This is a genomic window from Hymenobacter sp. HD11105, assembly GCF_054051685.1.
Genome location: NZ_JBSWBR010000001.1, coordinates 1,368,713 through 1,393,246, shown reverse-complemented (window position 1 = coordinate 1,393,246; position 24,534 = coordinate 1,368,713). Strand labels below are relative to the sequence as shown.

23 protein-coding genes and 1 tRNA gene are annotated in these 24,534 nt (G+C 53.1%); 10 read left to right on the top strand and 14 right to left on the bottom strand.

What is annotated here, in order from left to right:
- Positions 1-85: 85 nt before the first annotated feature.
- Positions 86-1,753, bottom strand: coding sequence for an ABC transporter substrate-binding protein (locus ACW9KT_RS06045; protein WP_457078469.1), 1,668 nt, complete (start codon positions 1,751-1,753; stop codon positions 86-88).
- 93 nt (positions 1,754-1,846) lie between these two features.
- Here ACW9KT_RS06045 and ACW9KT_RS06040 point away from each other — a divergent pair, with 93 nt between their 5' ends.
- The 6 genes from ACW9KT_RS06040 (at position 1,847) to lepB (ending at position 7,261) form a co-directional block, all read left to right on the top strand.
- Positions 1,847-2,527, top strand: a complete 681-nt coding sequence (locus ACW9KT_RS06040) for a metal-dependent hydrolase (RefSeq protein ID WP_457078468.1) — start codon at positions 1,847-1,849, stop codon at positions 2,525-2,527.
- A 101-nt stretch (positions 2,528-2,628) separates the two neighbouring features.
- Positions 2,629-3,435, top strand: coding sequence for a ParA family protein (locus tag ACW9KT_RS06035; RefSeq protein ID WP_457078467.1), 807 nt, complete (start codon positions 2,629-2,631; stop codon positions 3,433-3,435).
- 168 nt (positions 3,436-3,603) lie between these two features.
- A complete protein-coding gene (locus tag ACW9KT_RS06030) occupies positions 3,604-4,548 on the top strand; it encodes a ParB/RepB/Spo0J family partition protein (RefSeq protein ID WP_457078466.1) in 945 nt (314 codons plus the stop codon).
- Positions 4,549-4,600: 52 nt separating this feature from the next.
- Positions 4,601-5,209, top strand: a complete 609-nt coding sequence (locus ACW9KT_RS06025) for a DUF5683 domain-containing protein (protein WP_457078465.1) — start codon at positions 4,601-4,603, stop codon at positions 5,207-5,209.
- Positions 5,206-5,925, top strand: coding sequence for a 4-hydroxy-tetrahydrodipicolinate reductase (dapB, locus tag ACW9KT_RS06020; RefSeq protein WP_457078464.1), 720 nt, complete (start codon positions 5,206-5,208; stop codon positions 5,923-5,925). The genes ACW9KT_RS06025 and dapB overlap by 4 nt, the downstream gene beginning before the upstream one ends.
- 175 nt (positions 5,926-6,100) lie before the next feature.
- Positions 6,101-7,261, top strand: a complete 1,161-nt coding sequence (gene lepB, locus ACW9KT_RS06015) for a signal peptidase I (protein WP_457078463.1) — start codon at positions 6,101-6,103, stop codon at positions 7,259-7,261.
- A 103-nt stretch (positions 7,262-7,364) separates the two neighbouring features.
- Here the strand turns inward: lepB and ACW9KT_RS06010 are convergent, their stop codons facing one another.
- Entirely contained in the window at positions 7,365-8,030 is a 666-nt protein-coding gene (locus tag ACW9KT_RS06010) for a uracil-DNA glycosylase (protein ID WP_457078462.1), read from the bottom strand.
- A gap of 108 nt (positions 8,031-8,138) precedes the next feature.
- Here ACW9KT_RS06010 and apaG point away from each other — a divergent pair, with 108 nt between their 5' ends.
- Both apaG and ACW9KT_RS06000 read left to right on the top strand, forming a co-directional pair.
- Complete coding sequence (apaG, locus tag ACW9KT_RS06005; RefSeq protein ID WP_457078461.1) at positions 8,139-8,525, top strand: Co2+/Mg2+ efflux protein ApaG; 387 nt, start codon at positions 8,139-8,141, stop codon at positions 8,523-8,525.
- Between the two features lie 92 nt (positions 8,526-8,617).
- A complete protein-coding gene (locus ACW9KT_RS06000) occupies positions 8,618-9,415 on the top strand; it encodes an O-methyltransferase (protein ID WP_457078460.1) in 798 nt (265 codons plus the stop codon).
- Positions 9,416-9,442: 27 nt separating this feature from the next.
- Here ACW9KT_RS06000 and kdsA read toward each other — a convergent pair whose 3' ends face one another.
- Positions 9,443-10,267, bottom strand: a complete 825-nt coding sequence (gene kdsA, locus ACW9KT_RS05995) for a 3-deoxy-8-phosphooctulonate synthase (RefSeq protein ID WP_457078459.1) — start codon at positions 10,265-10,267, stop codon at positions 9,443-9,445.
- A gap of 109 nt (positions 10,268-10,376) precedes the next feature.
- The gene (locus ACW9KT_RS05990; protein ID WP_457078458.1) at positions 10,377-10,976 is read right to left on the bottom strand and encodes a methyltransferase domain-containing protein; all 600 of its coding nucleotides are present in this window, start codon (positions 10,974-10,976) and stop codon (positions 10,377-10,379) included.
- Between the two features lie 132 nt (positions 10,977-11,108).
- On the opposite strand from ACW9KT_RS05990, the gene ACW9KT_RS05985 reads away from it, so the two are divergent.
- Positions 11,109-12,056 carry a hypothetical protein gene (locus ACW9KT_RS05985; RefSeq protein WP_457078457.1) on the top strand — a complete coding sequence of 316 codons (948 nt, stop codon included), beginning with the start codon at positions 11,109-11,111 and terminating at the stop codon, positions 12,054-12,056.
- A 77-nt stretch (positions 12,057-12,133) separates the two neighbouring features.
- On the opposite strand, the gene cphA is transcribed toward ACW9KT_RS05985, so the two are convergent.
- From cphA to ACW9KT_RS05965, 4 genes are all read right to left on the bottom strand, one after another.
- Positions 12,134-14,773 carry a cyanophycin synthetase gene (gene cphA / locus ACW9KT_RS05980; protein WP_457078456.1) on the bottom strand — a complete coding sequence of 880 codons (2,640 nt, stop codon included), beginning with the start codon at positions 14,771-14,773 and terminating at the stop codon, positions 12,134-12,136.
- Positions 14,774-15,054: 281 nt separating this feature from the next.
- A tRNA-Cys gene (locus tag ACW9KT_RS05975) sits at positions 15,055-15,125 on the bottom strand.
- A gap of 199 nt (positions 15,126-15,324) precedes the next feature.
- The gene (rpsA, locus tag ACW9KT_RS05970) at positions 15,325-17,454 is read right to left on the bottom strand and encodes a 30S ribosomal protein S1 (RefSeq protein ID WP_457078455.1); all 2,130 of its coding nucleotides are present in this window, start codon (positions 17,452-17,454) and stop codon (positions 15,325-15,327) included.
- A gap of 145 nt (positions 17,455-17,599) precedes the next feature.
- A complete protein-coding gene (locus ACW9KT_RS05965) occupies positions 17,600-17,977 on the bottom strand; it encodes a hypothetical protein (protein WP_457078454.1) in 378 nt (125 codons plus the stop codon).
- 311 nt (positions 17,978-18,288) lie between these two features.
- On the opposite strand from ACW9KT_RS05965, the gene ACW9KT_RS05960 reads away from it, so the two are divergent.
- Positions 18,289-19,173, top strand: a complete 885-nt coding sequence (locus ACW9KT_RS05960) for an alpha/beta fold hydrolase (RefSeq protein ID WP_457078453.1) — start codon at positions 18,289-18,291, stop codon at positions 19,171-19,173.
- 67 nt (positions 19,174-19,240) lie between these two features.
- Here ACW9KT_RS05960 and ACW9KT_RS05955 read toward each other — a convergent pair whose 3' ends face one another.
- The 6 genes from ACW9KT_RS05955 to tsaD all read right to left on the bottom strand — a co-directional run bounded on the left by ACW9KT_RS05955 (position 19,241) and on the right by tsaD (position 24,263).
- On the bottom strand, positions 19,241-20,305 hold the full coding sequence (locus ACW9KT_RS05955) for a fatty acid desaturase family protein (RefSeq protein ID WP_457078452.1): 1,065 nt from the start codon (positions 20,303-20,305) through the stop codon (positions 19,241-19,243).
- A 141-nt stretch (positions 20,306-20,446) separates the two neighbouring features.
- Positions 20,447-20,938, bottom strand: a complete 492-nt coding sequence (locus tag ACW9KT_RS05950) for an HNH endonuclease (RefSeq protein WP_457078451.1) — start codon at positions 20,936-20,938, stop codon at positions 20,447-20,449.
- Between the two features lie 299 nt (positions 20,939-21,237).
- The gene (locus tag ACW9KT_RS05945; RefSeq protein ID WP_457078450.1) at positions 21,238-22,029 is read right to left on the bottom strand and encodes a C40 family peptidase; all 792 of its coding nucleotides are present in this window, start codon (positions 22,027-22,029) and stop codon (positions 21,238-21,240) included.
- A gap of 119 nt (positions 22,030-22,148) precedes the next feature.
- Positions 22,149-22,619 carry an SsrA-binding protein SmpB gene (smpB, locus tag ACW9KT_RS05940; RefSeq protein WP_457078449.1) on the bottom strand — a complete coding sequence of 157 codons (471 nt, stop codon included), beginning with the start codon at positions 22,617-22,619 and terminating at the stop codon, positions 22,149-22,151.
- 28 nt (positions 22,620-22,647) lie between these two features.
- Complete coding sequence (locus ACW9KT_RS05935; RefSeq protein ID WP_457078448.1) at positions 22,648-23,058, bottom strand: thioesterase family protein; 411 nt, start codon at positions 23,056-23,058, stop codon at positions 22,648-22,650.
- Between the two features lie 194 nt (positions 23,059-23,252).
- Entirely contained in the window at positions 23,253-24,263 is a 1,011-nt protein-coding gene (gene tsaD / locus ACW9KT_RS05930) for a tRNA (adenosine(37)-N6)-threonylcarbamoyltransferase complex transferase subunit TsaD (protein WP_457078447.1), read from the bottom strand.
- Between the last annotated feature and the right edge of the window lie 271 nt (positions 24,264-24,534).

The following is a 24,534-nucleotide window of genomic DNA, read 5'->3' as shown; positions in this document are numbered from 1 at the left end:
AAAAAAGCCCCCCAGAACTACTCTGGGGGGCTTTTTTATGTATGTTTGAGACCTGACAGGCTGTAACGCGAACCCTTAGTTCGCGCTACAATTTCTGCACACGCTCCAGCACTAGTTGGTTCATTGGGTTCGGTTTCAGACCCTGCACATTGTTCTGAGTAAGCCGCACTACCTCATCATAATACATCGGAATAACGGGGCATTCCTCCACAATGATGCGGTCCATCTGCCGGTAGAGGTCGTAGCGCTTTTCGGTGTCTTGTTCTAGTTGAGCCTGCTCATAAAGGCGGTCGTAGGCGGCGTTTTTGAAATGCGTCTTATTAGGGCCAGCGGGCGAGAAGTTCTTGCTGTAAAACAGCGCCAGATAGTTTTCCGCGTCGGGGTAATCGCCTAGCCAAGACTTGGTGAAGAAGGCGGCGCGGCCGTTGTCCACGTTTTCCTGATGGGCGGCGCCCTGGCTCACATCAATTGTTACCTGCACACCTACTTCGGCCCATTTCTTCTGCAAATACTCCGTTATCTCCTTGGTTTCAGCTACGGTACCCAAGCGCAGCCGCAAAGGTTTGCCGGCGCCATAACCGGCCGCGGTGAGCAATTCGCGGGCTTTTTCGGGCTGATAAGCGTAGCCGGGAACCAGCTTTTCACTAAATGAGGGCAGAGAGGCAGGCACAAAGCCCGAGTTGCCAGGTCGGCCCACATTATTCAGGAAATAAGCAATCAGCTCCGGCTTATTAAGAGCATAACTTAAGGCCTGCCGCACCCGCTTGTCGCGCAAGGCCGGGTTGGCCGCATCACCGCGCAAATTGGTTGGATCTTGCTGAATACCTAGATACTCGGTGTTCAGATACGGCACTTTCTCAAAGCGAAACTTACCTTGGAAGTCTTCGCGCACCGTGCCATCGGGGTGCAGAATCAAGTCACGCGAACCGGCGCGGATACCGCTCACAAAGTCAAGCTTGCCCTGCTGAAACGTTAGAAACTCAGTTTTACGATCCTGAATAAAGGAGATCTGCACGGCATCTAAGTAGGGCAGTTGCTGGCCTTGGGCATCTTTGCGCCAGTAGCGCGGATTGCGGTGGTACACAATAGCGTTGCCTTCGTCCCAATCGTGAAACCGAAACGGCCCTGTGCCCACCGGATGCTCCCGGAAGTCCTTGCCGTAGCGCTGCACCGCCTCGCGCGGCACCACGTAGGCATACGGCATAGTCAGGATGCTCAGGAAGGGAATAAACGGCTCCTGTAAATAAATGCGCACAGTGCTGTCATTCACCGCCACGAAAGCCGTATCCGACGGCTCACCGGCCTTGTTTTCCAGCACCTTACCCCGAAAAATCCAGCCGCCGGTGCTAGCCGTCACTGGGTCGAGGAGGCGGCGGAAGCTGTAGACGAAATCCTGAGCCGTGACGCGTCGGCCTTTGCCCCCCGGAAATACTTCGCTGTCGTGAAAGAATACATCAGGCCGTAGCTTGAAGGTATAGCGCCGCCCGTCGGGTGAAATATCGTAGCTACTGGCTAGAGCCGGGCCGGGCTTTAATTGGTCGTCCAACTCTACTAAGCCATTGTATAGCTGGGTCGTGGCCCAGGTATTAGCTTGGTTGCGGGCAAAGGCTGGGTCGAGGGAAGTAAGGGCCTCGGGCTGATTGTAGCGAAAAACGCGGCGCTCATCAGTGGGGCTGCTCGGGCTGCCACATCCAACTAATGCCGTGAGCAACGGGAGGACAAAACCAGCAAAACGACGCGAAAACGAAAACATGGGAAAGGCGAAACAGTGTATATTTGTGCTAAGTTCGGTGCAAGTGTAACGCTAAATCGGCGTCTCACCGCTCCTTTCCGCTTCGCTTTATTTATGAAACTGACCTACTACGGCCACTCTTGCTTCTTGGCTGAAATTGGAGGCATCAAGGTGCTCTTCGACCCATTTATCCGCCCCAACGAGTTGGCTAAGGACATTGAAGTGGAAAAAATTGAGGCTGATTTTATTCTCCTAAGTCACGGACATGGCGACCATGTAGCCGATGCTGAGGAAATTGGCAAGCGCACCGGAGCAGAGTTAGTAGGCATGTTTGAAGTGCTCAGCTGGTTTGAAGCGAAAGGCCTGAAGGCCAATTACAAAATGAACCTGGGGGGCAAAGTTAAGCTGCCCTTTGGCACTGTGAAGCTGGTAGCCGCGGCGCACTCCAGCTCCATGCCCGACGGTTCCTACGCTGGCCTAGCAGCGGGCTTCGTGATTGAAACCGCCGAGAAAAACTTTTACTTCGCCGGCGACACTGCGCTCAGTTACGACATGAAGCTCATCGGCGAGCGGCACGAGCTGGATTTTGCTATTCTCCCGGTTGGTGATAACTTCACCATGGGCGTAGATGACGCCATTGAAGCAGCCAACTGGGTAGGCGTACGTCAATTTATTGGCATGCACTACGATACCTTCCCCCCTATTAAGATAAACCACGACGCGGCCCGGAAGCAGGCCACGGAGGCCGGCAAAGAATTAGTGTTGATGGCCATCGGGTCGACCATGGAGTTGTAAATAACAATGAGTGAATGGGTGAATCAGTGAATGTGTGATAGTAGATAATTAAGCATTCATCCACTCATTCGCTCATCATAAACAAGTAAGAAGTAACCCACATGGGAAAAATTATCGCGGTAGCCAATCAGAAGGGCGGGGTGGGCAAAACTACTTCCTCCATCAACCTTGCGGCTAGCTTGGCGGCTTTGGAATACCGTACCCTACTCGTAGATGCCGATCCGCAGGCCAACGCTACTTCCGGCGTGGGCTTTGACCCCAAAGACATTCAGAACAGTATCTACGAGTGCATGGTGGATGGCATCAATGCTCAGGATATTGTTCTGCAAACCAACATTCTGCCTCACCTCGACCTCATGCCCTCCCATATTGACTTGGTAGGTGCCGAAGTAGAGATGATTAACCTGCCCAACCGGGAGGAGAAAATGAAGGAAGCGCTCCGCCCCTTAGCCGAGCAGTACGACTTCATTATTATCGACTGCTCGCCGAGCTTAGGCTTGATTACAGTTAATGCTCTCACTGCGGCGCATTCGGTAATTATTCCGGTCCAGTGCGAATACTTCGCGCTGGAAGGTTTGGGTAAATTGCTGAACACCATCAAAATCATTCAGAGCCGACTTAACCCCGAGCTGGAAATTGAAGGCATTCTGCTCACCATGTACGATGTGCGCCTGCGCCTCTCCAACCAAGTGGTGGAAGAAGTAAAGCTGCACTTTCAGCAGTTAGTATTTGACACCATCATTCCTCGGAACGTGAAGCTGAGCGAGTCGCCGAGCTTCGGCATTCCGGTTATTCTGCACGACGCGGACAGCAAAGGAGCCATTAGCTACCTGAATCTGGCCCGCGAGATTGTGGAGAAGAACTCGGTAGAAGCCGACCCCGAAGCGGCCGAAGATGAAGCAGCTTAAGCTCCCATTGGGCGGCGAGTAAACAAAAGACGGCAGGTGGCATCCACCCGCCGTCTTTTGTTTTCGGGCGTTGCAAAGAGTAACAGTAAAATTTCGGGTCCTTCCCGGGCGTTTGTGTATTTTTGAATCCCGCTTTGGTCCGGTACTGGGCTCAGGCTGTTAGTAGGTATGTCAGAGAAGAACGAAGAAAAGACCCCCGCGTCGGTCCCAAAGCGCAAAATTGGTGGCTTAGGTCGCGGGCTCAACGCCCTCATTGAAGGCAGCTACGAGAAGAAAAGCGAGCGGCTTGTGTCGCATCCGGTTAATTCGGTGGGCTTTATTTCGGTGGCTCATATTGAGGCCAACCCATATCAGCCTCGCACCCACTTCGACCAAGCAGCACTACAGGAGCTGGCCGAATCGATCAAGATTCAGGGTATCATCCAGCCCGTGACCGTACGGCAGATGGGCACCAACTCCTATCAGCTGATCAGTGGGGAGCGGCGCTTGCAGGCTTCCAAACTGGCCGGATTGGATACGATTCCGGCGTACATCCGCAAGGCCGACGACCAGCAGATGCTGGAAATGGCACTTATTGAGAATATTCAGCGCGAAAATCTTAACGCTATTGAAATTGCTCTCAGCTACCAGCGTCTGGTGAGCGAGTGCAACCTGAAGCAGGAGGAGCTAGGCGACCGAGTAGGCAAGAACCGCTCGACGGTGACTAACTACCTGCGCCTGCTCAAATTGCCCCCCGATATTCAAATCGGGCTGCGCGACGCGGAAATATCCATGGGTCACGCCCGTGCGCTCATCAATATTGAGGATGCTGAGCAGCAGCTGTTGCTGTACCGCCGTATCGTAAACGAAGATCTTTCGGTGCGACGCGTTGAACAAATTGTGCGCGGTGGCACGGCGGCCGCTCAACCTGCCGCTGCTGGTCAGAAAGCGCCCGAAAATGCCCCCCAGCCCGTGCCCGTAGCCGAACTGCGCCGCACCGAGCGTCACCTCTCCGACCGCTTTGGCAGCCGCGTGCAGGTGAAGCCCAGTCCCCAGGGCAATGGAGAGATCAGAATTGCGTTTGACTCGGTAGAAGATATGCAGCGCATACTTCACATTCTTCAACCGTCTTAATCAGCAGCAATACGTGACCGGGTACTGGAAAGCGGCGATTTTATCTGCGCTCGTGGGCATACCGTTGGCGCAATCGGCGCAAGCCCAGGTCGTAACCACTGGCCCCGATTCAGTGCAGGTTAGTACGCCCGCCGTTGCCGATACCACGCGCCGGACAGAACGGCTATTTGGCCTGCACCTTACGCGGCCCGCTAAAGCGGCTATGCTGTCGGCCATGGTGCCCGGTGCCGGCCAGATTTATAATCGCAAATACTGGAAGTTGCCGCTGGTATACGGAGCCCTAGGCACTGCCCTTACCGTGGAGTTTTATTACCAAGACCTATTCCGGGAGTTTCGGTTAGGCTATGCGGCTCGCACCGATGGCGACCCCGCTACCATCGATACGGGCCCGCGTTCCAGCCTAATCGAGCTGGATGCCAATGTGCAACGCGGCGTAATTATCTTCCGCCGTAAGCGCGACCTATGGATTGCTTACTCGGCTGTGGCCTACGCAATTGGGGTGGTCGATGCGTTAGTTGATGCGCATTTGCGCGACTTCGACGTAAGTGACGACCTAAGCCTACGGGTGGAGCCGACCTTGCTCTATATGCCCACAGCGCAACCCACAGCTGGCGTTGCACTTAGTTTAAATTTGAAGTCTACTTCCCGCCCAACGAAATGAAATTGCTGCTGATTGGCTACGGCAAGATGGGCCAGGCCATTGAGGCCCAGGCTATTGCCCGAGGCCACCAGATTGCTGGCATTGTGGATCCCTCGCGGCCCGATGTGCGCATCTCCGACTTTGACTCTTCCACTGTTGATGTGGCCATTGAGTTTACCCACCCCGATGCCGCCTTTGCCAACGTGAGCGCGGCTCTGCGCCAAGGCTTGCCCGTGGTGTGTGGCTCTACCGGTTGGCTGCATCACTTTGAAGAGGCCCGCGACCTGTGCAAGCAGCTGGGTGGGGGGCTTTTTTACGCTTCCAACTATAGCGTAGGCGTAAACCTCTTCTTTCATTTCAACGAGTACATCGCCACCAAAATGCACCACTTCGGTGGTTACGATGTGCAAGTGCGCGAGATTCATCACACCCAGAAGGTAGATCAGCCCAGTGGCACCGCTCTTACTGCCGCGCAGGCCATCATTCGTCACTTCCCTACCAAGACTATCTGGCGTAACGAGCCTACTACCGCTCCGCAGGAGTTGGCCGTACTATCGGAGCGCACAGGTGAAGTGGTTGGGACGCATATTGTTACCTATTCTTCGCCCGCCGACACCATTGAGCTAAAGCACGAGGCGCATACTCGCGATGGGTTTGTGCAGGGAGCGTTATTAGCCGCTGAATGGCTGCCGGGTCGTAAGGGCGTATTTGGCATGAACGAGTTACTAGGACTATAGGAACGCGTCACGTCGCATTCGGCGTTGGGGCTTAGAGCCGTAACGACAAATGCGCTAAGCGCAGTTTGGGTGCAATCTGCACTGGATCATATTCCTGCATTAATTCGGATATTTAATCTCTCAATAGTATCCTTGCTTTGCTTGGGCAGCGTGCTGCCCGTTTTCGTATTGCTTTATGGCCGTAAAATTCTGGGAGAAAACCTCCGCTACCGAAACAGCACCAAGAAAGCCTAAAGGTTTTTTGCGGGAGTGGGGCGACGCCATTCTCTTCGCCGTGGTGGTTGCCTCGCTCATCCGCTGGGCCACGTTTGAAGCGTATACCATTCCTACGCCTTCCATGGAAAGCTCCCTACTGGTCGGCGACTACCTGTTTGTGAGCAAGCTGCACTACGGCCCACGCACACCCCAAACGCCGCTGCAAGTGCCGCTTACCCACCAGACTATTTGGGGCACCGACATCAAGAGCTATTCGGATGCTATTCAACTGCCGTCTTATCGCCTGCCGGGTTTCTCAGAGGTAAAGCGCGGCGACGTGGTGGTGTTCAACATTCCCTTCGAGAGCCAGCACCCCGCCGACCTACGCACCAACTACATCAAGCGCTGCGTGGCTGTAGCCGGCGACGTGTTGGAAATCAAGAAAACGCAGGTGTATATCAATGGTCAGCCATCGGAGAACCCACCGCAGATGCAGTCGAGCTACTACTTGCAGGTAACCGAGCAGGTGCGCGACAAGGTGTTTCAGGACTTGGCCGTAACGGACTCCAACATGCCCAATGGTGTGCCTCAGCCCCAGACTACGGCCATGGGCCCCGCCTACGTGGTAAATACTACCTCCACCATTGCTGCTTATTTCAAGCAGCAGCCCTTTATCAAGGGAGTGGTAGAGGAAGTGGCTCAGCCCGGTCAGGGTGAATCCGAGGTATTTCCTAATAACCCAGATTATCCGCACAGCTTGCCAACGTCTGCTTTCCCTTGGAATCGGGATAACTATGGCCCCTTAGAAATACCGAAGAAGGGCCAGACGGTGCAGCTAACTGCTGAGAATTCGGCTATTTATCAAAAAATCATCATGCGCTACGAGCGCAACGAAGGCATCACGTTCACCAATGGCGTGATCCAGCAAAATGGTCAGCCGCTGACGAGCTACACTTTTAAGCAGAATTACTACTTCATGATGGGCGACAACCGCCACAACTCGCTCGACTCCCGCTATTGGGGCTTTGTACCCGAAGACCATATCGTTGGCAAAGCTGTTCTCATCTGGCTTTCTGTTGACCCATACGCCGACTTCTTCAACAAAATTCGCTGGAGCCGCTTGTTCAACGTCATCCGATAAATCGCATCTTAGAGTTATCCTCTATAGTTTCTTCATTAACAAAAAGCCCCCCAGCGCATTGCTGGGGGGCTTTTTGTTAATGAAGAAACTTATAGTGCACCTATTACCACTTAATGGGCTCTAGGCCGTGCTGGCGTAAGTACTCGTTGGTTTTGCTGAAAGGCCGGGAGCCAAAGAAGCCTTTATCGGCGGCGTAAGGCGAGGGGTGCGCGGCTTTAAGCACCAGGTGCTTTTTCTCATCTATCAGCTCTATTTTTTTCTGAGCAGATGCCCCCCAAAGGATAAACACTACGTGCTCTTTCTGGTCCGAAACCCGCTGAATAACGGTATCCGTGAACTGCTCCCAGCCTTTCTTCTGGTGCGAGGCGGGCTCGGCAGCGCGCACGGTGAGCGTAGCATTGAGCAGAAGTACCCCTTGCTCAGCCCAGCGGTCAAGGTTGCCGTTGGGTGCGGGCGGCGTGTCGGGCAAATCGGCTTGCAGCTCCTTGAAAACGTTTTGCAGGGATGGTGGGGTGCGTACTCCCTCGGCTACGGAGAAAGCCAAGCCATGCGCTTGGCCCCGGCCGTGGTAGGGGTCCTGGCCCAAGATCACGACCTTGGTTTTATCAAAAGGACAGGCATCGAAGGCGTGAAAGATTTGTCCCCCAGGCGGATACACGGTGGTGGTGGCATACTCGCCCCGGACAAAGGCGGTAAGATGTTGAAAATAGGGTTTTTCAAACTCGTCCTGTAGTACTTTGCGCCAGCTTTCTTCTATCTTTATGGACATAGGGAAAAGTTTTTTATGGGTTCAGCAAGCCTTTCCAGTAGCTGCTTGCGTAGATAAACCAAATTCTAGAAACGGCTGTTAGTTATCCACCGAACCCGTCCAGGCGCTATGAATACTACGACCACGCAAGGAGTAACTGTAAGTGTTACGACCAACTATTTACCCGATTACTCCAGCCCTGGCCAGGAGCATTACGTGTTTGCTTACAAAATTGATATTCGCAACGACAGCGAATATACAGTGAAGCTTCTGCGACGTCATTGGCACATCTACGATGCCAACGGTGTGGTGCGGGAAGTGGAAGGCGAAGGCGTAGTGGGCCAGCAACCAGTGCTCGAGCCTAGCGAATCGCACCAGTATGTATCGGGTTGCAACCTCAAAACCGGCCTTGGCAAGATGCGCGGCACCTACCAAATGGAGCGCCTCGCCGATGGCCGCGAATTCACGGTTGTAATTCCTGAGTTTACGCTGGTTGTACCGTATCGACTAAATTAGCGGCGAGTGGTGAGTTTGACTTTCAAGCTCACGCCTTTTCAACCCGCAATCCCAAGTACTTGCTTTACCAAGCACTCAGTTACATTCGATTTTTGCTCCGCTCGGGGAATGCACATGGCTTGCATTCCCCGTTCGTTTTTGCACTGTATACCACCGTGGTGCGCCACACCGGTTTTTTCGCCCCCTACGCAGCTGTAGAGCAACGCCGGGCCGAATTGTTAGCCAGCAAGGAAACCATAACAATACGCGACTTCGGGGCCGGTTCGCACACCGGCGCCGGCCAGCAGCGCCGCGTCAGCGATATTGCCCGCACTGCCGCTAAGCCTCGGCAGCTTGGACAGTTGCTATTTCGGCTAGTGAATCATTTCCAGCCGCGCACCGTGCTGGAACTGGGCACCTCCTTGGGCTTGACTACGGCTTACCTAGCAACTCCTTCGAGCCACAGCCGCGTTATCACCTTCGAAGGCTGTCCCGCTACTGCTACAGTGGCACGCACGACGTTTGACGCCTTGAACTTGAACAATGTGAAGCTCATCGAAGGCAACCTCGACGATACCCTTGCGCCTGCCCTAGCTGCGCTGCCTGGATCTATCGATTTTGCTTTTTTCGATGGCAACCACCGCTACGAACCTACCCTTCGTTACTTTGAGCACTGCCTCACTCATCGCACCGACCAAAGCGTATTCGTGTTCGACGACATCCATTGGTCATCTGAGATGAATCGTGCTTGGGAGGCCATTAAAGTGCACCCAGAGGTAGCCCTAACGATTGATTTGTTTTATATGGGCTTGGTCTTCTTTCGCAAAAATCAGCCAAAGCAGCATTTCTCCTTACGCTTCGATAATGCGCTGGATAACATCCTGGACCGAGTTCGGCGGCTGTCCGCTTAATCTGTTGAAAGTATAGCCTTCCCTGGCTTATCGTATTGCTTCCCGAACCCGCGTGAGCTTCACCATTAATGCTTCCAACTGATCCAGCGGCAGCATATTAGCCCCGTCTGACTTCGCGGTGGCAGGCGTTGGGTGCGTTTCGATAAACAATCCATCGGCCCCGACAGCAATGGCGGCTTTCGCAATGGTTTCGATGAGAGCAGGCTGGCCACCGGTCACGCCGCTGGCTTGGTTGGGCTGCTGCAAAGAGTGCGTTACATCCATCACGACGGGCACATCGAAGCGCTGCATCACGGGCAGATTACGGAAGTCAACCACCAAGTCGGCGTAGCCAAAGGAGTTGCCGCGGTCGGTAAGAACTACGTGCTCATTGCCCGACTGACGCACTTTATCAACGGCAAACTGCATAGCCTCGCCTGATAGGAACTGGCCTTTCTTGATGTTAACCACTTTGCCAGTTTTAGCAGCAGCTAACAGCAAATCGGTTTGGCGACACAGGAAGGCTGGAATCTGGAGCACATCCACATACTCGGCGGCCATGGCAGCTTCCTCAGACTCATGAATATCGGTGACGGTGGGCACGCCGATTTCGCGACCTACTTTTTGCAGAATGCGCAGGGCCGTTTCGTCGCCGATACCGGTATAGGAATCGAGGCGCGAACGATTTGCTTTGCGGTAAGAGCCTTTGAAGATGTAGGGGATTTGCAGCTTGTCAGTGATGTGACGCACGCGCTCGGCAATGCGTAGGGCCATGTCTTCGCCCTCAATCACGCAGGGGCCAGCCATGAGAAAAAATTGGCCGGAATTGGTATTACGAAAGTGAGGCAGGGCTTTTTCGAGGGAGCTGAACATAAGCAAGGAGATAGAGAAGCCAACTTAGAGCTTGGCAAACTAATTAGTGATAACCATGAGAACAGCAAGGTCGACGCCGGTCCATGACTGATTGCGTCAGAGCTTGGTATTACTTCTTTTGCAGGCAAATAAACAACTCTCTCCCCTGGCGAGGCCGAATAGAGTTGAAGGCAGTATCGAAATGTATAAACTCAAAGTACGGCTCAAAGTACGTGCGATACTCGTTGCGGGTGCCACCAAACGGAGGCTCAGCTGATGCGCCAAAGTCTGTTTCAAACAGCAAGCCCACTAATTTGCCCCCCGGCCGCAGCAAATGCGCGCATTGACGAGCGTACTCTGGGCGCAAAGCGCGAGGTAGGGCGCAAAAAAATGTTTGCTCCACAATCAGATCATAAGGTGGCTCGGCGGGCAGGTTAAAGAAATCAGCTTGCACTAAATGCTCTTTAGGAAAGCTAGGTACGCGCTCCCGCAGAGCCTCTAATGCCTCAGGCGCCAGATCAGCTACCACAACATTGGTAAAACCTTGCTTGTGCAGATATTCGGCTTCATAACCACGTCCGGCACCTGGAATAAGGATTCGCCGGTCGTCGGGTGGGCCTAGCTGACTAAAATAATCTAGCAATGGAGTCGTTATGGCTCCCACATCCCAACCCGTTTGACCGGTGGTATAGCGAGTTCGCCAATAGGTTTCGTCGAGCAGCAAATCCATATTCGTTCAGATGGAGTATTTAGGGCCGGCACTTGCCCACGTGGGTAAGTCCTTTATTTTTGTGCGTAAAGGTAGTGTACCCGCTTAACTAGCCGACCGCTATCGTATCAGTCAACCAATCCCCCTTCCTCAATGGAACAAAACGAAAACACGGAGCCTAAAAACAAGAGCCGTCTTCTGCTGATAGTGGCTCTATTTCTGGTTCTGGCCGGTATTAATGCCTTGCTTTTCTACATGAACAACCAGAAAGGCAAGCAAAACGAGCAGCTCACAGCCGAGGTAAAAGCCAAGGATGTGCGGCTGGAAGAACAAATTAAACAGTACGAGACACTCAAAGCCGATTTTGAGCGGCAAAGCCAGGAAGTACAAGCCATGGGCTTGGCCAATGACTCATTGGAGGCGCGCATAGCCGCTATCAACTCTGATTTGCTCAAGCTCCGTTCTTTCCGCAAAGGCAGCTTCTCGCTGGCTGAGCAGGCCCGCTTCCGCAACCGCGCTACCAATCTGGAGCAGCAGCTACGCAAAAAGGACGAAGAAATTGCCCAGTTAAAAGCTGACAATGAGGTATTGTACACCGAAACGACCACGCTAAAAGAGCGTCAGAACAAGCTGACCGACACGATTTCGACTATTGCTCGCACCAACCAAGAGCTTTCGGAGAAGGTAGCCGTAGCTTCTCGCCTTCAGGCCGACAACATTCGCGTGAATGTGATTAACGCTCGCAATAAAGAGAAGGACGACGACGACAACGAGTTCAAGGCTAAGCGTGTGGAGAAAATCAAGGTAACTTTCAACCTTGCCCGCAACGACGTGTCGCCGAAAGAAACCAAGCAGATTATGATGCGTCTTGTGGAGCCTGATGGCTCGGCACTATATAACCTGAGCACCGGTGGGGGCACTTTCATGATTGATGGCTCAGAAGCCTTCTACACCGCTAAGCAGGACATCGTGTACGATAACACCCGTCAACCTGTGCAGTTTGTGTACGCAAAAGGTGCGGCTTACAAAACTGGCCTTCACACCGTTGAACTGTATGAAGGCGGCGTGATGATTGGCAAATCAACTTTCACGCTGAAGTAGAATCCAGTTCGTTTCAGCTACAAAAAAGCCCCCCAGACAAAATCTGGGGGGCTTTTTTGTAGCTGAAATAGTGGCTCTTACGCCTGCACAACTTGTGCTTCGAACTCTTCTAGCTGCTTTAAAGTAGCGGGGATTTTCTCCGTGAAAATACTAATCACCGAACCTGGCTGAGCAGTATGGAGGGCGTGGTTGATGGCTTCTGTTTCGTCTTCGATATAGGTAATCTGTAGGTCAGGCTTGTCCATACGGAGGCCTTGGGTCATCAAGGCATATATTTCCTCTCCCGTTTTACCTCGCAGGTCTTTGTCTTGGCGAAGAATAACTTCGTCGAAAATTCTACCTGCTACGCGCGCGAAGCTTATGGTATCCTCATCACGCCGGTCTCCTAATCCCGATACGATACCTACCTTGTGCGTTGCTGGTGTATTATCCAAAAACTCAGCGTACTTGGTCAGGCCTGCCGTATTATGGGCATAATCTACAATCACCTCAAATTCCGGAAACTTGAACACGTTCATGCGGCCGGGAGTCTTGGCAGCGGAGGGAATGAAGGTGCGCAAAGAAGTTTTGATAGAATCGCGCGAAAAGCCAGCTACGTAACCTGCCAGCGCTACCGCTAAGCTGTTTTCAATGTTGAAAGTAGCACGACCGCCCAATGTGATAGGAAATTCAACGGCCCGATCGATACGCAGCTTGTAGCTATTTTGATAAATAGTCACGTATCCTTCCTCGTACACAGCGGCTACGCCACCAGATTCAACGTGGTCGAGAATGCGTGGATTCTTTTCATTCATGCTGAAGAAAGCTACGCGGCAGTGCAGTCGTTCAGCCATTGCATACACCAAGTCGTCATCGGCGTTGAGAATAGCCCAGCCGCTTTTGCATACCGTGCGCGGCAACACACCCTTTACGGCTGCCATTTCTTCTACCGTATAGATATCGCGCATGCCTAAGTGGTCGGCGGCTACGTTGGTCACAATAGCGATATCACAGACGTCAAATCCCAGGCCTGAGCGGAGCATACCGCCCCGTGCTACTTCTAGCACAGCATAATTTACAGTAGGGTCGCGCAGCACAAACTCGGTACTTTGCCCCCCAGTGCAGTCGCCTTGCTCTAGCTGGTTGCCCTGAATATAAATACCATCGGTAGTCGTAAAGCCTACTTTGTAGCCTTGCGCAGCTACCATGTGGGCTAACATGCGGGTAGTGGTAGTTTTGCCATTAGTACCTGTAACGGCCATAATAGGAATACGCGAAGGAGTGCCCCGTGGAAACAACATATCTACCACAGGAGCCGCTACGTTCCGGGGCAGGCCCTCAGTAGGTGAAATATGCATGCGGAATCCAGGCGCGGCGTTCACCTCAATTACGGCCCCGCGGGATTCATTAAGCGGAATAGCAATATCGGAGGTGAGCAGGTCGATGCCGCATATGTCGAGGCCAATAATACCGGCGGCACGCTCCGCTAGTAGCACATTGTAAGGATGTACCATATCGGTTACATCAGTAGCTGTGCCACCCGTGCTGATGTTGGCAGTGCTTTTCAAAAACAGCTCTTCTCCTTCCGGCAACACCGATTTCAACGTCAGGTCGCGAGCTTTGAGAATGGCCATTGTGTGCTTATCGGCCCTTATTTTGGTTAGAACCTTTTCGTGGCCTTCACCGCGGCGTGAGTCCTGGTTAACCCGGTCAATAAGCTCCTGAATTGTGCTCTTTCCATCACCTAGCACAGAAGCGGGCTTGCGTTTGGCTGCTGCCACAAGCTGGCCATTTACAACTAGCAGGCGATGATCAAAGCCCTCTATGAATTGCTCCACGATGACAGCCCGGGAGTATATTTGGGCCTCTTTAAAGCCAGTTTGAGCTGTCTTCCAATCTGTGATGTTAATACTGGCCCCTTTGCCATGATTCCCGTCTAAGGGCTTCGTCACGATAGGAAACCCTAGCTCCTCAATGGCTGTGCGTAGTTCATCGAGTGAATACACCGTTGTACCACGGGGTACGGGAATACCCGCATCGGCAAGCATTGCTTTTGTGCGGTTTTTATTACCCGCAATGTCTACTGCAAAAAACGTGGTGTTGGTAGAAGTAGTAGCTTGAATTCGCTTCTGGTTTACACCGTAGCCCAATTGAATAACGGACGTATTCTTGAGGCGGATATAAGGGATATTGCGCGCAACAGCTTCCGCAATTATACTGTATGTGCTAGGCCCAAAGAACTCTTCCTCCCGAATATTGTGCAGCTCTGTAATAATGGGCTTAATATCGACCTTTTCTTTCCGACATAAGGCGTCCACTATCTCCACCGCGGCACGAGCGGCTACGCGGCCAGCACGCTCCTCCTGATAAGAAAACACAACGTATTCAACTCCTTCTTCGTGCTCTGAAGGATATGATTTACCCCAATACACCGGCATGCCCGCCAAACGCTGTAACTCCAACGCTACGTGCTGGATGACATGGCACATTGGCTCGCCATCGGTAAGCTGCTCCAGTGTCAGCGGAGGATATTTTGATGCTTGTTTTGATGCATCGGGGGCTGGGCACGGCTGTCCTAAACCAGGTAATAGCTTCGTAAGGCGACCTGCTAAGCCTGGAACTGCGTTGGACCATTTCTCTGCCAGGTCCTCCAGGTCAACTTTCATCACAATAAGCTTCAGGTGCTTGACAGACCAGTAGCTCGGGCCGCGCATGGTGCGGAGGTCAGTAATTTTCATAAGAAGTGGAGAGAAGAAGTCGTAAGCAAACAGTTGTACGCACAAACGAAATGTAGGGATAATAAGCCCCTAATGCCACTGATAAGCTTGCATAAAAACGTTGCAGACGAGCTTGCAGCCAACACGTTCACTTAAAACTATCTACCGCGATGACTTGCTCAGATTGCATAGTGAAAATAGTTTGTGATTGTTATCAATACTCGATTAGAGTATAAAGCAAAAACCCCGGTTGGGGCTAATCAACCGGGGCAATAAGCAAAAGAAAACAGGAACAGGAAAAGAGGTGACGGGCGGATTCGAACCGCCGTAGGAGGTTTTGCAGACCTCTACCTAGCCACTCGGTCACGTCACCGGGTAATGAGGGTGCAAACTTACGCCATTATCTGACCTTCGCCAAACCTGGGGGGCTTTTTTCGATGCCACTTAGTCTAAGCTCTTGGTTGCGTGCACGGTAGATTTGTAGCAGTGTTACGGTTAAGTTACCAACAAACACCCACAAAAAAGGCCCTGACTATCGTCAGGGCCTTTTCTTATGCAGAAGCTAGGGAAATCTAGGCTTTCTCTTCGTTCTCGTTGTCGGCATCATCGTTGCCGGGCAGCAGGTCTTTTGCTTTGTCTACAACATCACCAGCTACTTCTTTCGCTTTTGCGAAAGCAGCCGAATCAGCTACAGTGTCAACTACGTCGCCAGCTACTTCAGTTACTTTGTCGATGGCAGCGGAAGCGGCACCAGTTACGGCAGCCAGGATTCCACCTCCAGCAGCAGGAGCTTCGTCGGCGGCATCAGCTTCAGGGGCTTCGTCAGCCTTGGCTTTTTGAGCCTTAGGAGCTTGAGCTTCCAGCTTTTGCACACCAGCGTCGCGCTCGTTGCCCATCATCTTGTCACGCAGAGCGGACAGAGCATCTAGGTCACCAAGAGTCGACTTGTCGGCCGTTGCGGGCTTCTTGAGGTCGCTTAGTTTGCCTTCGCCTTGAGCGGCACCGGCAGCTTGGCCAGTAGTTGGCTTCTTCTTCGCGAACTTCGAAGCACGGCTATCCTCTTCCTGCTGCGCCTGATTGAAGACGGCAGTGTGCGACAGTACGATACGACGATCATCCTTCGAGAACTCAACTACGCGGAAGTCGAGCGACTCGCCGTTCTCGGCGTTCGAACCATCTTCTTTCACCAACGACTTGGGGTAAGCGAAACCTTCGATACCGTAAGGCAACTCGAGTACCGCGCCACGGTCGTTTTTCTCCGTGATAGTGGCTTTGTGCACCGAGCCGGGGGTAAATACCGTCTGGAACGTATCCCAGGGGTTTTCCTCCAACTGCTTGTGACCAAGGGCCAAACGACGGTTAGCAACGTCCAGTTCCAACACCAGTACGTCCAGACGGTCGCCTACCTTCACCACTTCGGATGGGTGCTTGATCTTCTTGGTCCATGACAAGTCAGACACGTGCACTAGGCCGTCAACACCCTCTTCCAGTTCTACGAACAGGCCGAAGTTAGTCAGGTTACGCACCAAACCGTTGTGCGAGGTACCTACTGCGTACTTGGTGCCGAAGTCGCCACGAGTCCATGGGTCTTCGCTCAATTGCTTGATACCCAAGCTCATCTTGCGGTCTTCGCGGTCTAGCGTCAGAATCTGTGCTTCTACCACGTCGCCCTGCTTGATGAAGTCCTGCGGGTTGCGCAGGTGCTGGCTCCAGCTCATCTCCGAAACGTGGATCAGGCCTTCTACGCCGGGCACGATTTCCATGAATGCGCCATAGTCGGCTACGTTCACGATACGGCCTTTCACTTTCGAGCCTACGCCCATGTCGGCGGGCAGCGAATCCCATGGGTGAGGAGTCAGCTGCTTCAGGCCCAACGAGATACGCTTCTTAGCTTCGTCGAAGTCAAGAACAACCACGTTGAGTTTCTGATCAAGCTGCAATACTTCGCTCGGATGAGCGATGCGGCCCCACGAAATATCAGTGATGTGCAACAGACCGTCGACACCGCCGAGGTCGATGAACACACCGAAGTTTGTCATGTTCTTGATAACACCTTCCAGAATCTGACCTTTTTCGAGGTTGTTCAGGATGGCTTCGCGCTGCTTCTCCAGGTCCTTTTCAATCAGGACTTTGTGCGAAACAACTACGTTGTCGAAAGCGGCGTTGATTTTTACCACTTTCACTTCCATGCGGCGACCAACATAAATGTCGAAGTCACGGATGGGCTTCACGTCAATCTGCGAGCCGGGCAGGAAAGCTTCTACGCCGTCCAGTTCCATGATCAGACCACCTTTGGTCCGACGCTTTACTACGCCCTCCAGGATGTTATCGAACTCCAGAGCGTCGTAAATCGACTTCCAAGCCTGCTTGATCTTCGCCTTCTTGCGCGAAAGGATCAGCTGGCCGTTCAAATCTTCCTGGTCTTCGATGAATACCTCTACTTGGTCACCAATTTTCAGGTCAACCATGTCACGGAATTCGGACAGGGGCACGAGGCCGTCGGATTTGAAGCCAATGTTCAGGATCACGTCGCGGTCGGTGATGCCGACTACGGTGCCCTTCACTACCTCTTCCTCCTGGACGGTGGTCAGCGTGTCGCCGTACATTTTCTCCATCTCGGCGCGCTGCTCGGGGCTATAATTGCCACCAAAGCCGGTCGCTCCGACGTTGTCCCAGTCGAAGTTATCTGCTACTTCTGCCATAATACTTGCTTGGCCCTTATCTACACGTCCGGCTCAGGGCCACCTACCGGAACGCGTTATGAGTAACTCCCTGAAGCTGAGGCTCCAGACCCGCCACCCTGGCGGGGCGGCAAAGGTACGGATTTGACAGGAAGAAAGGAAGATATTATTGCCCGCTGGCGAATCTTCGGGCCTCCTCCGCTAATGTGCGAACTTCTTCGGCAAGGCCAGCCAGAATACGGTCGTCATGGCGGGCAGCTTCAATAGCACTATTTAAGGCGTGCAAGTTTAACAAAGAAGCCAACTCAACGTGATTACTACTCTGAATTGCGCTTACCACAGCTGTTTTTGCCTCTAACCAGATGGGAGGAATCTCTTTAGCTCTTTTACTAGATGTAATTCTATTCCAGAATGAGGAATTAGGTCTGACTTCGGCGCAATGAACGGCAAATCTCTCTTGCATTTGGTCATAGAGCGTCTGTATTCGCTCTATCTCGTTTTGCACCTCTGATCTATTCGAAAATAAGTCCTTGTGTAAAGCCATTAGATATAGGTTGTTGCTTAATAGAACCTATTGATAGAATTTGTTTCTATTAGGAGGTAAGTTCAGGCTTAATACTTAAGCAATATCAGTGCGCGAACGATAAGTTCCCATTGGCTAGACCTATGGCAATGAGCTTTAATTAATATTTCTTTATCTATCATTCTGACCTATTCACCGGGCGCTTTTTCTACTTCATAGCCTAAACTCTCAAAACCAAGAAAAAGCCCTCTATCCTTACCTGTAACCCCGAAAAGAAGGAGTGAGTAGATACCGGAAACACATCTATATCTACCACCAAAACCCCTCCTAACATGAGTTACATAAAAGCCGGACCAGATACTCAGGGCAACCCTGTCAAATTGCACTACACTGATTTGGGCCAGGGCGCGCCCGTGGTGCTTATTCATGGCTGGCCATTGAGCTACGAGTCATGGGAATATCAGCTGAACGAGCTGCCCAAGCAAGGCCTGCGCGTAATTGCCTACAGCCGCCGCGGCTTCGGCAACTCTGATAAGCCTTGGGACGGCTACGACTATGACACCTTCGCCGATGACTTGAAGGCTGTACTCGACGAGTTAAACCTGGATAACGTGACGCTAGTCGGCTTCTCGATGGGAGGCGGCGAGGTGGCCCGCTACATGAGCCGGCACGGTGGGGCTCGTGTGAGCAAGGTCGTTTTTGTATCGGCCGTGACGCCTTATCTACTTAAGACTGACGATAACCCGGACGGCGTGGATAAGTCGGTGTTCGATGAGATGATTGAGAATATCAACAAAGACCGTTTTGACTTCCTGTCTTTGTTTGGCAAGAAGTTCTATGGTGTGGGCGTCATAAGCCACCCCGTCAGCCAGGCTACTCTTGATTGGACACAAGCCTTGGCGCAGTTTGGCTCACCCCGCGCTACGGAGCAGTGCGTGCGTGCTTTCGGCGGCACCGATTTCCGCCAGGATTTGCAGACTATACAAGTGCCCGCGCTAGTTATTCACGGCGAGGACGACCAGACGGTCCCAATCAAAAACAGCGGCGCCCGGATGCAGCAATATCTGCCCCACGCCTCCTACATTGAATACAGCGGCGGCCCGCACGGCGTATTTATCACCGAAAAGGATAAGCTGAACCGCGACTTGCTGGAGTTCATTGGCCAAGGTCAAGGACAGGTATCCAGCGCTGCTGCCCAGAGCCAAACAACTTATTAGAGTTTGGATAGAGCATAAAAAAGCCCCCCAGAAAGTTTCTGGGGGGCTTTTTTATGTAATTGCTACTCTACTTACGGCCCATTTCCCGCAGGTACGATACGTGCGAGGCTACGGCGTAGCGCATCTTGGGGTACTCGTTGTAAGTGATGTCGAACTCCTCGCACATCTGCTTGATGATCTTGCTGATGGCGGGATAGTGCACGTGCGAAATCTTCGGGAACAAGTGATGCTCTACCTGGAAGTTCAAGCCGCCCACAAGCCAGCTGATAACTTTATTATGGGTAGCGAAGTTGGCGGTGGTTTTAATCTGGTGAATGGCCCACTCATCTTCCAGCTTATTCGTGATTTCGTCGGGCATGGGGAAGGCGGCGTGCTCTACGGTGTGCGCCAACTGGAACACCAAGCTGAGCGTGAAGCCGGCTACGGCCGCGAACACCACAAAACCTACCAACCAGGCCACAAAGCCGGCGGTGTAAATAGGCAAGGCCACGAATAACAAGAGGTGAATTACCTTGAAGCCCCAGAAAACCGACTGGTCAGTGGCCGTCATTTTCTTAATGGGCATGCCACCGATTTTGCCTTTAAAATACTTCTGGTAGTCCATGAAGAAAATCCAGGCGATGTAGAGCAGGGCGTAGAGAAACCAGAAGTAGAGATGCTGAAAGCGGTGAAGCTTGCGGCGGGGCTGGGTGCTACTCATGCGCATCCAGGGCTGCACGTCGAGGTCATCGTCGACGCCGTCCACGTTGGTGTACATGTGGTGAATGAGGTTGTGCTTCATATTCCACATGAAGCTATTGCCCCCCAACACGTTCAGCGTGAAAGCCGCGAACTGATTAAGCCACTTCGACTTACTGAAGCTGCCATGGGCGCCGTCGTGCATGACATTGAAGCCAATGGCCGCGCCGATACCACCCAGCAGAATACACTCCAGAATGCCGAGAAAGGCACTGGGCGTGAAAAAAACCAGGTGCAGATACACCAGCACAAAAGCCGTGGTCAGAACAATCGCCTTGACGAACAGCCCGGAGTTGCCGGTTTGTGATTTGCCAGCTTCCTCGAAGTAGGCGTTGATCCGAGACTTCAACTCGGTGTGGAAAGAGCGGGAAGCCGCAAACTTGGGAACTGACATGAACGCAGGTTGGGTGGAAACGGGGGGCAAAGGTATGCCTCTAACCTCAACCAGCGATGGTTAGTTTAAAGCTGAGCGGTAATTCCTCGCATGCAGCAAAAGAAAAGGGCGACAGATTGGAATCTGTCGCCCTTTGGTTTCTTAATTCAGGTAGTCGTGCCAGTTCTGATCGATAGTACCGGCCGAGAGTTTTAGGAAGCCGGCCAGGGTCGGCTTCTTAGGCTGCTGCCGCACTGTGAAGCCCGCTTCGTGGGGCGTGCGGTGGCCTTTAGCGTGGTTGCAGCGGGCGCAGGCCGTAAGCAGGTTAGTCCACGACGAGTCGCCGCCGCGGGAGCGGGGCAGCACGTGGTCCAGGGTCAGGTTTTTGGTCGAACCGCAGTATTGACACTCAAAATGGTCGCGCTTCATAATGTTATGGCGGCTCAGGGCAATGCCTTTGTAAGGCACGCGCACGTAACGCTGCAAGCGGATAATGCTGGGCTTGGGGAAAGCTTGGCTGATGGAACGCAACGTTCCATCGGACTTCGCAATCATCTCTGCTTTATCCAAAAAAAGCAACACGAAAGCCTTTTGCACGCTGCACAGCGTGATTGCGGTGTAGTCACCGTTCAAGACAAGCACTTTTTGATCCATACGCTCAGGGAGAATCGGGTTAGCGAAAGCTAGGTGATTCTAAGCGCATTAACAACAGCCGGGAAGTTAAGTTTCCTTTAGCTCAGGGCCGTGGGAGGCTTTTTTTGGACTTACAAGGCAATGACGCGTTCTGAGCTGAGTGCAAGCAACTTAATTGCTTAGTATATCTTAAATCGTAGGCCGTCATGCAGAGCACAGCGAAGCATCTCGCTCGCGGTAGTAGGGTTAGTTACCCAGCATCAGCACGCAAGATGCTTCGCTGTGCTCTGCATGACGGCCTTTTTATATCACAAGGCGGCTTAGTCTGGCAGTAACCGCTTGATCAGACGCAATTTGTGAGAGTATTTTTGGCGCTGACGATTGTAGATACCGTTATGGTCAAGCGGGTCGATGCGGACTTCGCCGCTGGCGTGGAGGATTTGTTGGTCTTCCAGAAGCATGCCCACGTGCACGATATTTCCCTCGGCATTATCAAAAAAGGCCAAGTCGCCGGGCTGAGTTTGGGATACGAAGTGCACGGTACGGCCGTGGTCGATCTGCTGGCGGGCATCGCGGGGCAGTTGGATATCTACTAAGCCATAGAGCTGCTGCATGAGGCCCGAGCAGTCAACACCGAACAGCGTTTTACCGCCCCACAGGTAAGGCGCTTTCAGAAAGACTTGGCCCATCTTCTGGAGCAACGCGGCCTTACGGCCAGGGTCACCGTTGGTGGTGGGGTTGGTGGCCGCGCCATTGTAGAATAGTTGACGCTCGCCCAGGCGCAGCGTCATGCCATCAAAAAAAGGCAGGCGAGCACCCAAGGAAATCGGCTGGCGCGAATCAGCATCGCTTACCATCTGTACCACGTCAAGGCTGCGCGGGTGGGCGTGCGCGCTCCACTCAGTAAAATAAGCACTAGTGACGGGCTGGTGCTGCTTCACATCCATCCAGCCCACATACTGGTCGGCGGCGATACGGATCTGACACCAGTTGCCTTGAATAAGCAGCAGGGTATAACACTCGCCGAAGATGAGTTGGGTGACAATTTCGGCCCGATCATTCGGCTCAGCCCGCACTGGCACCACGCTCAGGGGGCAAATTCCATATTCCAAAATGGCGAAGTTGTGAAGTGGTGAAATATGAACAGCTTTCACTCTGACGTGCTTACCTATTCATGCTGCGAAGCTCTGCCTTTCAGTTGAAGCTACCAAGCTATACGTCACAATTTCACCTAGTAGTCTCGCGCTCGGTCCATCTCGCGTTTCTGGTCCTTGGCTTTGATGTCTTCGCGCTTGTCGTAGAGCTTTTTGCCTTTGGCCAGCGCAATTTCGAGCTTGGCAAAACCCCGGTCGCTCACAAATAAGCGGATGGGAATAATGGTGAGGCCCTGCTCCTGGCTTTTATCGGCAAGCTGACGCAATTCGCGCTTAGTGAGCAGCAGCTTCCGCTCGCGGGTGGGCTCGTGGTTGTTGTAGGTGCCCTCGGTGTACTTGGAAATGGAGAGGTTGTGCACCCAAAGGCTGCCATCGGGGTGGAAAATGCAGAAGCCATCCTGCATGTTCACGTTGCCGTCGCGGATGCTTTTTATTTCGGTGCCTTGTAGCATCATGCCCGCGTCGTACTTGGTCAGGAAAGCGTACTCGTGGCTGGCCCGGCGGTTGACGATGTTGACTTTGCGCGGAGCGTCTTTTTCTTTGGCCATATAAATAGAAAGCGCGGTGAGGCGCCGATTAAGCAGATGTTGGGGTGGAACGCATAGCGGCAAAACGAGCCGCCAGCTTTTCGCTACGTACGATGCGCTGCCCGGTGCGGCCGGTAGCAACCAGCCGCTCGCCCACCCGCACTTCTACGGCGCAAGTCAATTCGCGATTTTCCAAGGCGGCAAAAGTAGCGCGAAATTCGACGGCTTCGCCCGTGAAGGCTGGCGCGTGGTGCTCCACGTGCAGCATAGTCCCGATGCCCTCCTCCCCTTCTTCCAGCATTTCCAGCACAAATAGCCGCCCCGCCCACTCCATTCCCCGCCCCAGCGCAAACGTGCTCAGCACTTCGTGCACCGTATGCCCTTCCATCGTTGCGAAGTCAGCGGCCGTGACGATGAAGGAGTACGTTTTGGTGTCGCCTGGTTGAAAAGGGTTTTTCATTGGGTATTAGAGAACGGCGTATTTATGAAAATGACCTTATAAAAACAGAACGTCATGCAGAGTGCAGCGAAGCATTTTGCTCGCTGACGCAGGATTACTACTCTTACTAAATACGCGAGATGCTTCGCTCCGCTCTGCATGACCGCCTGATTGAAGTCAAGATTCAGTATCTACGGATAGCTTCGCCTTCTTAATTACCCCAGCTTCAGCCGTGGGTCCGGGCTGACGAGTTGGGGGGCAAAATCACCGGCCTCAAACTGAAAATGAGCCGTCATAGCGACCATGGCGGCGTTGTCGGTGCAGTACTGAAACTCGGGAATGAATACGGCCCAGCCTTTTTCAACGGCCAAATCCTGTAAGGCGGTGCGCAGACCAGAGTTGGCGGCCACGCCGCCAGCCAAAGCTATTTGCGTTAGGCCCAAATCGGCGGCGGCGCGCTGAAGCTGACGGAGCAGGGTTTGAATAATGGTGTATTGAATGCTGGCGCACAGGTCCGACAAGTTTTCCTGAATAAATTCGGGGTTCTTAGCTGTTTGCTGGCGCAGAAAGTACATCACAGCCGTTTTGAGGCCGCTGAACGAAAAGTCATAGCCGGGCATGGCGCCGACTGGAAACGGGAAACGCGTAGGATTGCCGGTGCTGGCCAGCTTATCGAGGTGCGGACCGGCCGGATACGGCAGACCGAGCAGCTTGCCGGTTTTGTCGAAGGCTTCGCCGGCCGCGTCGTCGATGGTTTGACCGATTACCTGCATGTCTAAGGGGCTTTTTACGACCACCAATTGCGTGTGGCCGCCGCTTACCGTCAGGCAGAGGAAGGGGAACGTAGGCCGCGGCTCATTGATAAAGTGCGCCAGGATATGCGCCCGCATGTGGTTTACGGCCAGCAGGGGCTTGCCCAGCGCCAGCGCAAATGTTTTGGCGAACATACTGCCCACCAGCAACGACCCCAGCAAGCCCGGCCCTTGGGTGAAAGCCACGGCGTCGAGCTCCGCTTTGGTGACGCCGGCTTGGCGCAACGCCTCTTGCACCACCGGAATCAGGTGCTGCTGGTGGGCGCGCGAGGCCAACTCCGGCACCACGCCGCCGTATTGTTCGTGCACGCGCTGAGTGGCCACCACGTTGGAGCGAATTTGCCCCCCAGCCAGCACGGCCGCCGAGGTATCGTCGCAGGATGACTCGATGGCTAGAATAATAGGATATGCCATAAGTTTCAGATTGTCAAACAGCTCACGCCGGTTGGCTGGAAGTACAAGCGTTACAAGATGAACCGGCCAGGGGTATTACTTTTGCTCCCTGTCGCATATTTCCTGACAAAGGTCGTTTAAATGACTAAACCTTCAGCTCGTCAAATGGTCTGACGCGTACTCTAGTTCAGCTTTTCCTAATCGTTGCGTTTTTAGCGTGGGTGATGCATTTTTTGCCCTCTGCTAGATGATATTCGGCGCCAGCCAACGGTTGCCTGAAAAGCAGCATCTT

Bases quoted from the DNA above. Each gene is read 5' to 3' on its own strand.
- smpB (WP_457078449.1), bottom strand. From the start codon at position 22,619: ATGGCCAAAGAAAAAGACGCTCCGCGCAAAGTCAACATCGTCAACCGC.
- lepB (WP_457078463.1), top strand. From the start codon at position 6,101: ATGGCCGTAAAATTCTGGGAGAAAACCTCCGCTACCGAAACAGCACCA.
- rpsA (WP_457078455.1), bottom strand. From the start codon at position 17,454: ATGGCAGAAGTAGCAGATAACTTCGACTGGGACAACGTCGGAGCGACC.
- ACW9KT_RS06040 (WP_457078468.1), top strand. From the start codon at position 1,847: ATGAAACTGACCTACTACGGCCACTCTTGCTTCTTGGCTGAAATTGGA.
- tsaD (WP_457078447.1), bottom strand. From the start codon at position 24,263: ATGGCATATCCTATTATTCTAGCCATCGAGTCATCCTGCGACGATACC.
- ACW9KT_RS05965 (WP_457078454.1), bottom strand. From the start codon at position 17,977: ATGGCTTTACACAAGGACTTATTTTCGAATAGATCAGAGGTGCAAAAC.
- ACW9KT_RS06030 (WP_457078466.1), top strand. From the start codon at position 3,604: ATGTCAGAGAAGAACGAAGAAAAGACCCCCGCGTCGGTCCCAAAGCGC.
- ACW9KT_RS05985 (WP_457078457.1), top strand. From the start codon at position 11,109: ATGGAACAAAACGAAAACACGGAGCCTAAAAACAAGAGCCGTCTTCTG.
- ACW9KT_RS05935 (WP_457078448.1), bottom strand. From the start codon at position 23,058: ATGAAAAACCCTTTTCAACCAGGCGACACCAAAACGTACTCCTTCATC.
- ACW9KT_RS05955 (WP_457078452.1), bottom strand. From the start codon at position 20,305: ATGTCAGTTCCCAAGTTTGCGGCTTCCCGCTCTTTCCACACCGAGTTG.
- ACW9KT_RS06035 (WP_457078467.1), top strand. From the start codon at position 2,629: ATGGGAAAAATTATCGCGGTAGCCAATCAGAAGGGCGGGGTGGGCAAA.
- ACW9KT_RS05960 (WP_457078453.1), top strand. From the start codon at position 18,289: ATGAGTTACATAAAAGCCGGACCAGATACTCAGGGCAACCCTGTCAAA.
- kdsA (WP_457078459.1), bottom strand. From the start codon at position 10,267: ATGTTCAGCTCCCTCGAAAAAGCCCTGCCTCACTTTCGTAATACCAAT.
- dapB (WP_457078464.1), top strand. From the start codon at position 5,206: ATGAAATTGCTGCTGATTGGCTACGGCAAGATGGGCCAGGCCATTGAG.
- apaG (WP_457078461.1), top strand. From the start codon at position 8,139: ATGAATACTACGACCACGCAAGGAGTAACTGTAAGTGTTACGACCAAC.
- ACW9KT_RS06045 (WP_457078469.1), bottom strand. From the start codon at position 1,753: ATGTTTTCGTTTTCGCGTCGTTTTGCTGGTTTTGTCCTCCCGTTGCTC.
- ACW9KT_RS05950 (WP_457078451.1), bottom strand. From the start codon at position 20,938: ATGGATCAAAAAGTGCTTGTCTTGAACGGTGACTACACCGCAATCACG.
- ACW9KT_RS06010 (WP_457078462.1), bottom strand. From the start codon at position 8,030: ATGTCCATAAAGATAGAAGAAAGCTGGCGCAAAGTACTACAGGACGAG.
- cphA (WP_457078456.1), bottom strand. From the start codon at position 14,773: ATGAAAATTACTGACCTCCGCACCATGCGCGGCCCGAGCTACTGGTCT.
- ACW9KT_RS05990 (WP_457078458.1), bottom strand. From the start codon at position 10,976: ATGGATTTGCTGCTCGACGAAACCTATTGGCGAACTCGCTATACCACC.